This window comes from Priestia sp. 3CA3, assembly GCF_056836725.1.
Genome location: NZ_JBXENJ010000013.1, coordinates 42,387 through 54,394 on the forward strand (window position 1 = coordinate 42,387; position 12,008 = coordinate 54,394).

Consider the following 12,008-nt stretch of genomic DNA (forward strand, 5'->3'; position numbering starts at 1 on the left):
CTTGTATTAACCTTTTATATATTTTAGACCATCTTCTTGAGGGAAAATGGTTCCGAAATTCATGATGCCATTAGGATCAAATGCTTCTTTCAATTTTTCTAACATATAGTAAGCAGAACCATGCTCTGCCTCAGTCCACTCGGTACGATATTTTCCAATACCATGGTGATGACACATAGAGCCACCAAGTTTCAGTGTTTCTTCAATAATAATAGAATGAATAGGGTGGTGATAAATTCTCATTTCATCTTCTGGCGCACAATTAATATTATAGTTATATACAAAGTACATATTTGTTCCATTTAGATAACTATGGGATGAGTGCCCACCAAGCATAGTTACATCTTCAATTCTATCGAATTCTTCCTTGACTCTTTTTATTACATTGTGATAAATCTTCGTGATATTTTCCCAATCAGCCGATACTTCTGTTGTAAAACCATCGTGCTTATGTTTGTCAACCATTGTTTGGAATTCATGATCTAACTGTTCCTGTGTCCAATTCAAGTTGTTAAACCAATTTTCAATTAATCGATCTTCTACTTTTTCAACGATTCCTTCTTGAAATTTAGAAACTGCTTCTTCAATCGCTTCATTCGTTGCCTTGACAATACCTTTTGGCCCTTCGGACATAAAAATCAACACACATTTGTCTTTATAGAAATGAGAGAAATGTTGTCTAGCATCCTCTTCAGAGTAGACGCGTGCCACCGATGGTCTAAATCCATTCGTGATAACTTCTCTTAAAACGTTGATACCTGTATCAACATCTTTTAATAAATAACCATGGAAAACGTTATTTTCAGGAGAATATTTAAAAATTTTCACCGTAACTTCTGTAATATAGCATAATGTTCCTTCATTACCGATAACAATGTGTCTGATATCTGGTCCTCCAGATCTTCTTGGAACATTTTTGATTTTAGAAATATGTCCATCTGGAAACACACATTCTAATCCTACAACCATATCTTCAATAGCACCATACAAGGTTGAGAATTGTCCAATACTTCTCGTCGCCAATAATCCACCAAATTGTGCTACTGGTTTTGACTGAGGAGAGTGACCTGTAGTGTAACCAATTTTACGTAGCTCATCTTCTAAAGTTTGTAGCTTTACTCCTGCTTGGACAGTGGCTTGCATATTGTATGGATCGATTTTAATAATTTTATTCATTCTTGATCCATCGATTACTATAGCGATATCTTTCCAGTTTTCAAGACCGCCTTCAGTAGCTGTTTTTCCACTTCGAGGAATAACATTGATCTTATTCTTATTGCAAAACTGCAGAAGTGACTGAACTTCTTCTGTAGTATGTGGGTATACAATTGCCATTGGCATTGGAACGTCAAGGACTTTTTTAGCCTTTGCGTATTTTTTATAACGATCTGCTGACGCATCATATAGCGCCTCATGATCAGTAATAATATGTTCTACTGAAATAATTGACTCTAATTCTTTCAATAATTTTTCTTTTACAATTGTAGTTTCTTCTTTTAATAAATTTTCATTAGCCATCTCAGCATTTCTCCTTTTATCCATTTCTTTTTTTGTGTTATCTTACTAAATATCCACCATCAACAGTCACTAGAGTACCATTTACATAATTTGAAGCGTCTGAAGCTAAAAATACAACGGTTCCCATTAAATCTAAAATATTACCCCATCTATTTGCGGGGATGTGATCTAAAATCCGTTGATTTGCTGCAGGATTAGATCGTGTCTCTGCTGTAACAGCAGTAGCAAAATATCCAGGCGCAATACCGTTAACTTGAATATTAAATTGAGCTAATTCATCACAATATGCCTTCGTAAATCCTGCTAAACCATGTTTAGTTGCAGCATATGCTGGTGACCACTGACCTCCAAGGTATGAAAACAAGGAGCAAGTATTAATGATTTTTCCGGCTCTTTGTGGGATCATAAACTTTGCCACTTCGTGAGCTAATTCAAAACCTGCCGTTAAATTGATAGCGACCATTTTATCCCAGTGAAGTCTAGTAAACTTAGTCACATCTGGTTCATTAATACAAATACCTGCATTATTCATCAGAATATCTATTCTTCCATAGATATTAATGCATTCTTCAGCAATTTTTTTACAAGCACCTTCTTGAGTAACATCTGTAATCATAAGATGGTACTGAACACCTTCTGCTTCAATCATTTTTTTCGTTTCGTTATTGTCATCAGCGATGCTAACTGCAAAAATATCTGCCCCTGCTTTCGCAAGTGCTAAAGCTAAGCCTTGCCCTATTCCAGAATTTCCTCCTGTTATAATGGCAGCTTTTCCTTTTAAGCTAAAAAAACCCATTGAGAAATCATTAATACTCACTTTTTCAGTATTCATATTTATGCCTTCCTTTTAACAATTTTTGATTTTCTAAGGTTATATTACATGATGAATTCTAAAATGTAAACGGATTCAATAGAAAATTTTCTTTATTTTTTTGTTTTTATTTTATTTATGGAAAATTTTCTGTTTTTAATTGACTGTTATATTCCAATGAATTAAAATATTTGTACTATATTAGAAAAGAGAGGTCTTATGATAAATATAAATTTAAATAAATTGAATCCACTAGAGCTTTCTGTTCACAATAAGCTTTCAAACATTATTAAAAGTAATGAGAATATAAAAATATTAGAAGCAGCCGATCGTTGTGATGTTTCTTCTTCAAAAGTGTCAAAACTTGTACGGAAACTAGGGTTCGAAAGTTTTAAACAGTACAAGCAATTTTTTAGTGGGGAACAAATCATTTCTGAAGATAAAAAAAAATCTACTGAGCTTGAAAGACTAAAAAATTATATAGAAAACTTTGACTCAGTTGTGATTGATAACTTTTTGACTATTTTTAAGCAGTACAATAAAATCGTTCTTTTTGGATTGGGACCATCTTTTATTTGTATGGAGTATTTTGCTTATAAACTCTCTCTTCTAGCAGATAAAAGCATCTCTGTAGCTCAAAGCGAAGATTATGCCCAACGGTTAGTTGACAAAGAAACTTTATTAATTGTTTTTTCTGTAACCGGTAAATTTTCTTCTTTTGAAAACCTTTTAAATACAGCAAAGTTTTGTGGAGCTGAAATGTTACTAATTTTAGAAGAATATAATACTTCTCTAACTGTAGAAGTTGATAACATATTTTATTTAACAAATTCTACTCAAGACGAAAGTCTATTACCATTTGAGAAAACTCGAACAGTATTCTTTATTTTTATAGAAGAAGTGATTGCAAAACTGATGTCAGAGCAACAGAAAAATAACTTATAAAGGATTAAGGAGTAGGGGAGAGAAAAATAAGCTCTTCCTAATTTTGTTCTAAATATTAGGTGTACTGATGCTTTTACTCTTACGTACATAGAATATCTATGATCTATATAAAGATTAGGCATGGAGTTTATAAATATGCACCAAATTTAGATAGAGGGTGCGACCTTATTGTAATCAATAAGTGGCTAATAAAGAGTCAATAGAGCCACTTATACCAGTTATTGATTTAAAAAGACTTTTTATCTACTTGTATTAAGAGATATAAAAACAGCCAAGCGCTTTTTTTAGAAAGCCTTGGCTGTTTTTTCATTTTACAATATTATTAATCCTTGCAATTAACAAAAATCTATTTAAATAGTTAACAGAAAAAAGACAATGCCTTACTCAATACCTATTACTCTATCTTATTTATCAACTTATTGTTCTTCCTGCATAAGATAGACTTCACTAGGAAACTCTAATCTTAGTATTAGTACCGATATCATAAAAAGAACATCGCTCCCAGCTCCCGGTAAAAAATAAAAGGTTGACTGATCGTTGATGAGTCAACCCAATTAAATTAAACTGTTTTCTTATTTTTAGGAATTAAATTATCTAAGTTGCCATTTTCACTGTTTCCACTTGCTTCACTTAAGGTAAGGGCTTTAGTTTCAGGTGCCCATGCAATTGAAACAATCGTTCCAATGACTAGTACAGCTGTAAGAGTAAGCATGGTAGGGCTCATCCCCAATTCCGAAATACTTATTGGTAGAAGAAAAGTTCCTACAGCTGAACCGAGTCTACTAATTGAAGTAGCTAAACCTACACCAGAAGATCTAATTTCTGTTGGAAAACTCTCGGCAGGAAATACTCCTACAAGGTTACTAACCGCAGACATTATTAAAGTAAATGCAGCAAAAATAACAATCATAAACATATTAGCATTATCAGGCAGAATACTTAGCAAAAACAAGGCAATACTTAGGAAAATAAAAGAGCTTATTAGAAAGCCTCTTCGAGAGTATTTTATAGTGAATAGAATTCCTAAAATTGCCCCCACTACTAATATACCGTTTAACAATAAATCAGTTCCAAAGTTTTCACTTAACCCCATCGTATTTAAAATATCTGGCAGAAAAGTATATATAGCAAAATAAGGAATAACCAAACAAACAAAAAACAGACAATTAAAGAGTGTACGTTTTCTTAAATTTTTACTGAACAAAGAAGAAAAGCTAGCATTATTTTTTATAGGAGTTTCATCGTCTAAAACTACATTTTTCCCTACATACTTCTTTACAATTTGACTTGCTTCATCAATTCGCCCTTTACTAATTAACCACCTTGGAGATTCTGGAGTTCCAATACGGAGTATTAAAATGATTAAAGCTGGAATAGCAGATGATACGAGCATCCATCTCCAAGCATCTGGTCCTGTTTTTAATAAATAGAATCCTATGATACTAGATGCAACGTAACCAAATGTCCATATTACACTAAAAGATCCAAGTAAAACTCCACGATATTTTCTTGGAGAAAATTCAGCAAGCATTGTATGCCCTACACTATAGTCTCCCCCTAATCCAATGCCAATTAAAATCCTTAATAACACTAGTTCCATCGCATTATCTGCAAAAAATTGAAAAAATGATGCTAGTGTAATGAGGATAAAGCTAAACACAAATATCTTCTGTCTTCCAATAAAATCTGAAATCCAACCAAGGATTAAGCTTCCTAAAAAAAGCCCTATTAACGCAGAGCTTCCCACCAATCCAACCCACAAAGGAGAGAGCCCCATCTCCGGTTTTAGAAGCGTCAGAGCAATACCAATAATGCCTAAAATATACCCATCTGTAAAGTGAGCGCCAAAAGTAAGACCAGCAATCTTTACATGAAACTTGTTAAGTGGAGCATCATCTAGCTTGACAGTTTTATTTTGATTCATAAATTAACCCCCAAGTAAAATCGTTAATTTTAAAGAGTTTCAGTTTATCTGTACATAAGGAATAGCAAAAATACAAATCTGACACAACACGGTAAGCGCTCTCATTCGGGCCCTGTTTTTGGAGCTGTAGAGGTTTAGTTCGTATAATGAACTTTATTTTCGCATTATGAAATATAAGAAGAATTATAATTAGTTGCCTGCTTAATTGTCAAACTTTTTTAAAAATATTTTATTTATTTACTTTAGGTCATTATTTTTGTGAATTACATAAAAATATAGCGATTAACTTAGATATTACCACATAATAAAAACAACACCTGTAAGGTGTTGTTGATTGAAGTCAAAAGAATTTACAGTTCTAATCGAGATTTTTCGATATACTTTTACAAGCTTCTACTAAACGATTTTTAACAGTTGACATCTTTTCTTCTGTAAAACGAAAACTAGGGCCACACACATTTAAAAATCCAACTAAATTTTGTTTCTTATCAATAATAGGGGCGCAAATTCCATTTTCATTCTCATCCAATTCCCCAAGGCAGAAGCTAATTCCGTTTTCTTTTATATCTTTAATTTCTTCTCTCAGTTTATTAGGGTCTGTAATAGTTGAGGCGGTAACTTTTACAAGTGGTTTCTTTAAAAAAATGTCCAACTCTTCTGTTGAAAAATAACTTAATAACATCTTTCCATTAGACGTGCAATGCAGTGGCAAATATGCATTTACATAATCAACTAATCTTATACTATGATTAGGATCGATTTGCTCGATGGTAAGAGTTGTAAAGTGTTTAGGTACACTAAGCAATACAGTTTCTTGAAATTCATCTCTTAGCTTTTCCATAACCCATCGAGAACGTCGTACAAGAGAATGATATTGTGGTGCAAGGTTAGCCATACGGATAGTTTCATATCCAATCTGATATCCTTTTGTAACAGGATCACGCTCAATTAGGTCATGGTTTTCTAAAGTTCCTACAAGGCGCCATACAGTTGTACGATTTAAATTTGTTTTTTCGATTAATTCGTTTATAGATATTGGATTTGAACTATCTGCTATTAATTTTAATAATATAATAGCCCGATCTACTGCTTGTACTGAAGGGTTTTCTTGTTTAATGATTTGATGGTTTTTTATATTATTATTATTTTCCATAATTAAATTATAACTTATAAACTATTCTAAAATCTAATATTTATTTCAATCTAAATAATCAGAAAAATTGTTGACATATAACCTTCCTTCATTTTATACTAATTTTGTTCATAATAAGAATATATAGTTCATAATATGAACAAATAGATGTGTGGATACATGAGTTAAAATTTATCTATTCACACAATTAGAAAGCGCTTACTTGTTTAATTGAAATATTTAATAGGCAGTAGAGAGTAGAGGCTGTACTGTCCGCATTAAAAATGATATATGTATATTTTTACCTTTTTAGGATGATGTTTGGGAGGTGTTTTTATAAAAGAATATGAAGTAATAGCGTATAGAGAAGAATATGACTCTTTTGGAATGCTAGAAGTTCCACTCAATGCACTGTATGGTGTACAAACAATGAGATCCGTCCAAAACTTGTCGTTTTCTGGACACCAATTAAGTCAATATCCTCAATACATAAAGTCGTTAGCATTGGTAAAGAAAGCAGCAGCACTCGCTAACATGGAGTCTCAAGAGATTGATGAACTAATAGGGAGTCTAATTAAAAAGGCATGCGATAAGCTAATTGGAGGAGAATATCAACAACATTTTATTGTAGATGTCTACCATGGTGGTGGTGGGATTGGTACAAATATGAACATTAACGAAGTAATAGCAAATTTAGCAAATGAATCTTTTGGAGAAAAAAGAGGAACTTATTGCCCTGTTCATCCCATTACTCATGTAAATGCTTCTCAATCTACTTCAGACGTATGTCACACATCAATGCGACTAGCAATTCTAAAACAGTATGAATTGCTGGATCCTGTACTAAAAGTTGTTGTTAATTTATTAAATCAAAAAGCAAAAGAATTTATGTCTATAAAGACTATTTCTAGAACTTGTCTTCAGGATGGGATGGAAGTACGACTAGGAGATACGTTTAGTGGATATGCTGCGGTTATTGAGAGGAGACATTTTAATCTTGAAAGGGTAGTAAATAATTTAAAACAAGTGAACTTAGGCGGAACAGTTATTGGATCTGGTACAGGTTCTTCAGAAAGCTATAGAAATATCATTTTAGAAAAGCTAACCGAGGTAACAGGTGTAGAATTTATTCATCGAAAAAATTTATATGATGCGGCTCAAAATATTGATGATTTAGTTGAGGTATCTCAGCAACTAGCTTTACTTGCAACGTGTTTAGTTAAGATTGCTAAAGACCTACGATTATTATCTTCAGGGCCAGAAGCAGGATTTTTTGAAATTTCTCTTCCTTCAGTCCAATCAGGGTCTTCATTTTTTCCTGGTAAAGTAAATCCTGTAATTCCAGAAACCTTGATACAGTGCTGTTTTCAAGTTTTGGGACACGACCGTGCTGTTCAGGCAACCTTGGAACACGGAGAATTAAATTTAAATATTTTTGAAAGCGCTACAGGGATAAATATTTTAGAAGAAATGAAGATACTTGAAAAAGCATTAAATTTATTTGCAGAAAAGTGTTTAAGAAATATTACAGCAAATGATGAACGATGTAACGAGTTATCTAATAGCTTTATACCGACAGTTGTTAATTTAAAAGAGAAATATGGTTATGAAGCTGTTTCTAAATTAATTAATGAAAAAAGTAAAAGTGAATTAAAATCATTAGCTTATGGTGGAGGCGATTAATTTGAAACAAGTCAGTGAGAGAAAATTTATAGGAATTAAACAACCTGAATTAGAATGGGCAAGGGAATGGTTAAAGAGTACAAAAAAATCATATATAAATGGTAAATGGATAGAAACTTCTAGCAGCTCTATCTTTGAATCTATTAATCCAGCTAATGGAGAAAAGATTGGAGATTTTTATGGTGCCGGAAAAGAAGAGGTCGATAAGGCAGTGGAAGCAGCACGTTTTGCTTTTAATCAGGGGCCATGGAGTAAGATGACACGTAAAAACCGAGCGAAGATTATGCATGAGATTAGTTCATTAATCTCAAAGCATCAAGCTGAGCTAGCTACCCTTGAAACTCTTGATAATGGAAAACTTTACACAGAATCTTATAACGATGATGTACAAGAAGCATCAGATATTTTTTCCTACTACGCTGGTTGGACAGACAAATACTATGGTGAAAATAACCCTGTAGAAGGTGATTTTCTAAGTATTACAACTAGAGATTCTATAGGTGTATGTGGACAGATTGTTCCATTTAATTATCCTATCGATATGGCTGCTTGGAAACTTGCCCCAGCGCTGGCTATGGGGAATACTGTGATTTTAAAGCCTGCTGATAAAACTTCTTTCTCAGCTATTCGTCTATTTGAAATTATCGACGAAGCAAAGATTTTACCACCCGGAGTTATCAATTTAGTTTTAGGAGATGGAAAGACCGGTTCGTATATTTCTCGCCATATGGGAATTGACAAAGTTACATTTACAGGTAGTACTCAAATTGGTAGACAGTTAGTACATGATTCAGCTGATTCTAACTTAAAACCTGTGTCATTAGAGCTTGGTGGAAAGTCAGCAAATATCTTATTTGATGATGCTCCAAATTTAGAGGAAGCAATCGATCGCTCTTTTTATGGTTTGTTTACTCATAAAGGAGAAAAATGCTCTGCACCTACTCGATTATTTGTACATCATAGCATTTACGATAAAACAGTTAATCGTCTTGGAGAACTGGCAGACAGCTATAAATTAGGCGATCCTTTTAATCCAGAAACTGATCAAGGTGCACAGGTTTCTAAAGAGCATATGGAGCGAATTTTAAATTATATTGAGAGTGGAAAACAGCAAGGCGCTCGCGTTGTCGCGGGAGGAAAACGAGATACGGATGGAGATAATATTAATGGTTATTTTGTCCGTCCTACTATTTTTGCTGAAGTTACCAATAGTATGAAAATCGCTCAAGAAGAAATTTTTGGTCCAGTACTCTGTGTCATTCCTTTTGATACAGAAGAGGAAGTTATTAAAATGGCAAATGACTCAATTTATGGACTTGGCGCTGGATTATGGACTAAGGATGTATCTAGGGCAAATCGAGTGGCTAAAAAATTAGAAGCTGGAATGGTATTTGTAAACAAATATGGTTGCTATGATTTTGCTAGTCCGTTTGGCGGATGGAAACAAAGTGGTTGGGGAAAAGAATTTGCTGTTCACTCACTTCAATCTTATACAAAACAAAAAGCCATTTGGTTTGCTTATTAATAATTTAGGGATAAAGGGGAAAAAATTATGAAAATGAAAGCAGCAGTTATGGTAGAGTTAGGGAAATCACTTGAAATACAAGAAGTTACTTTACAAGAACCAAAAGCAAATGAAGTTCTTGTTAAAATCGCTGCAACTGGTGTATGTCATAGTGATTTAAATGCACTAAACGATGAATCTACACCCTTACCTACAATTTTGGGACATGAAGGCGCTGGTATTGTCGAAGCAGTGGGCCCTAATGTAAAAGGACTAAAGATAGGTGATAAGGTTGCATTAAGTTGGGTCCCTTATTGCGGAACTTGCGAATTTTGTGTTACAGGCTCTGTTCACCTTTGTGAATCTGCTTTTGGCCCTATGTTTAATGGAACCCTACTTGATGGCACATCACGATTAAATAAAGATGGAAAAACAATCTACCATAACTCTCTGCTTTCAACATTTGCTGAGTATGCTGTAGTTCCTGAGCTTTCGTGTGTGAAAATCCCAGATGAAATGCCTCTAACACAAGCATCATTGATTGGTTGTGGAGTTGCAACTGGATATGGTGCAGCAGTTCATGCTGCTAAAGTTACTCCTGGATCCACTGTTGCTATATTTGGAATTGGTGGAGTTGGAGTAAATGCTATTCAAGGTGCACGTATCGCTGGAGCAGCCAAAATTATTGCATGTGATGTAAAAGAAGCTAATCTTGAAATTGCTAAAAAGTTTGGAGCAACGCATACAATCAACGTAGCCAGTGAAAACACAGAAGAACAGTTAAAAGCAATGTCAGATGGATACGGAGTACACTTTTCTATTGACTGTACTGGAAATACCATAGCAACTGAAAACGCATGGAAAGGAACTAGAAAGGGAGGAACAGTAGTAGCAGTAGGAGCATTTAATCCAAATAAGACCCTTAACCTTCCAGCTGGAGGATTTCACCGATTAGGCAAAGTTTTAAAAGGAAGCTTTTACGGTGATACTCAACCTTTTCGCGATTTCCCTGTTATCGCTAGACTTTATTTAGATGGGAAATTCAATTTGGATGATTTAATTTTAAATCGTATTCAATTAAACGCTATTAATGAAGCTTTTGAAGCATTTCATAATGATTGTTGTATTAACGTTGGCAGAACAGTTATTGAATTCCCATTAGAAAACAACTTTGATAATAAACGTACTATTGAATTTGTTACGATAGAAAACTCTTTTAAAAGAACTGATGATACTGAGCTTGTAGAAGCATAAATAGAAAAGCAAATCGTTAGTATAACGATTTGCTTTTCTATTTTAACAACAATATTTTAATACTAAAACTGTTATGATCAAGGACTCCTTGTAAGGCATTTTATACTAAACCTAACAGTTAGTTATCTTTAAGTTTCAATCTATCTCACAATTTTTGTACAGCGTACAATAACAATTCTTCCACATTCTTTTTGCCTAATTCCTTGGCTTTTTGCTGTAGTTCTTTCTTTAAATCGCTTGATACCTTTACGCGTAACACTTCTAAATCGCTATCAATATAAATACCACGACTGCGTTTGTTAATCTTCCCTGAGACAAGAACCGACTCTAATAGCTCAACAATTTCTTGTGCTGATTCCGTCAATAATACGGGTTTAATTTCAACGATAAATTGTTCTTTCTCTTCTTGTGGAGTAATTCTCATGTTGGTAGGGCTTAGGTACTGATAAAATAAATCCATGAGCTTATAAAGTTGTGACTTTGCATAGGCTGTTTGCTTAAAAGCAAACGTTGCATAGCCCTCTTTCGTAATCGTTTTTTTCGATTCAATTTTATAGGCTGCTTCATAGCCTCGATCAAGTAATTCTTCCACTGTTAACTCTTCATGTTGCTCTGTAATGGCTATAATTGGATCTTCCACCGAGATGATACGTGCAAACTGCTCTTTTTCTTCACCTTTTTTTACAAAAAGCTGAAATAAAGCCACATTTTGTTCAGCGTGATAGAAATGACGCTTACTCGGTTTGCGCCCAACTTCATGTGTACGCTTAAATTCTTCTAAATCTTCTTCATTGACAAAATAACAATTAATTCCTCGATATTCTTCTTGGAATGCTGGTAACAGCTCTTGCTTAATATATTTATTGACCGTTGTAACCGAGATATCAAGTTGCTGCGCTACCTCTTTTGTCGTAAGTCCAGGCTTCTTTAACTCTTCTTGTAAACGAACAACATCTTCGATATCAAATTCATAACGTCCTTCGATATGCCAGTCATCTTTGTTGATAGGGCTTAATTTTCCTTGTTGAATATATGTATAAATTGTTTTCTTTGATGAAATAACTAACATCTCCATCACATCTTCAATAGTAATAATTTTAACAGGATTATCAATCATTACATACACTCCTTTTCTTTCTATTTCATTCAATGATTAATTATAACATATATATTAGTAATTACAGTTTAAAAGTTTTTATGCATGATATGTAAATGATATAACTAACTTATAAAAATA

General features: G+C 33.6%; 9 protein-coding genes. 4 read left to right on the forward strand and 5 right to left on the reverse strand.

Features of this window, described 5'->3' with window-relative positions:
• Nucleotides 1-6: 6 nt before the first annotated feature.
• Together AC1VNJ_RS23955 and AC1VNJ_RS23960 are read right to left on the reverse strand one after the other, a co-directional pair.
• On the reverse strand, nt 7-1,518 hold the full coding sequence (locus AC1VNJ_RS23955; RefSeq protein WP_482641392.1) for an FAD-binding oxidoreductase: 1,512 nt from the start codon (nt 1,516-1,518) through the stop codon (nt 7-9).
• 37 nt (nt 1,519-1,555) lie between these two features.
• Entirely contained in the window at nt 1,556-2,350 is a 795-nt protein-coding gene (locus AC1VNJ_RS23960; RefSeq protein WP_482641393.1) for an SDR family oxidoreductase, read from the reverse strand.
• Between the two features lie 198 nt (nt 2,351-2,548).
• On the opposite strand from AC1VNJ_RS23960, the gene AC1VNJ_RS23965 reads away from it, so the two are divergent.
• Nucleotides 2,549-3,274 (forward strand): MurR/RpiR family transcriptional regulator, encoded by a 726-nt coding sequence (locus AC1VNJ_RS23965; protein ID WP_482641394.1) that lies wholly within the window; start codon nt 2,549-2,551, stop codon nt 3,272-3,274.
• Between the two features lie 559 nt (nt 3,275-3,833).
• Here the strand turns inward: AC1VNJ_RS23965 and AC1VNJ_RS23970 are convergent.
• Nucleotides 3,834-5,198, reverse strand: coding sequence for an MFS transporter (locus tag AC1VNJ_RS23970; RefSeq protein ID WP_482641395.1), 1,365 nt, complete (start codon nt 5,196-5,198; stop codon nt 3,834-3,836).
• Nucleotides 5,199-5,556: 358 nt separating this feature from the next.
• Nucleotides 5,557-6,351 carry an IclR family transcriptional regulator gene (locus tag AC1VNJ_RS23975; protein ID WP_482641396.1) on the reverse strand — a complete coding sequence of 265 codons (795 nt, stop codon included), beginning with the start codon at nt 6,349-6,351 and terminating at the stop codon, nt 5,557-5,559.
• A gap of 300 nt (nt 6,352-6,651) precedes the next feature.
• On the opposite strand from AC1VNJ_RS23975, the gene AC1VNJ_RS23980 reads away from it, so the two are divergent.
• Genes AC1VNJ_RS23980 through AC1VNJ_RS23990 form a run of 3 tightly spaced genes read left to right on the forward strand, consistent with a single transcriptional unit; the run spans nt 6,652 to nt 10,771 of the window.
• Nucleotides 6,652-8,013: a lyase family protein gene (locus tag AC1VNJ_RS23980; RefSeq protein ID WP_482641397.1), complete on the forward strand. Its 1,362-nt coding sequence runs from the start codon at nt 6,652-6,654 to the stop codon at nt 8,011-8,013.
• A gap of 1 nt (nt 8,014) precedes the next feature.
• Nucleotides 8,015-9,538, forward strand: coding sequence for an aldehyde dehydrogenase family protein (locus tag AC1VNJ_RS23985; protein WP_482641398.1), 1,524 nt, complete (start codon nt 8,015-8,017; stop codon nt 9,536-9,538).
• A 27-nt stretch (nt 9,539-9,565) separates the two neighbouring features.
• Nucleotides 9,566-10,771 carry a Zn-dependent alcohol dehydrogenase gene (locus tag AC1VNJ_RS23990; RefSeq protein WP_482641399.1) on the forward strand — a complete coding sequence of 402 codons (1,206 nt, stop codon included), beginning with the start codon at nt 9,566-9,568 and terminating at the stop codon, nt 10,769-10,771.
• Nucleotides 10,772-10,916: 145 nt separating this feature from the next.
• On the opposite strand, the gene AC1VNJ_RS23995 is transcribed toward AC1VNJ_RS23990, so the two are convergent.
• Nucleotides 10,917-11,888, reverse strand: a complete 972-nt coding sequence (locus AC1VNJ_RS23995; RefSeq protein WP_482641400.1) for a helix-turn-helix domain-containing protein — start codon at nt 11,886-11,888, stop codon at nt 10,917-10,919.
• Nucleotides 11,889-12,008 lie beyond the last annotated feature (120 nt).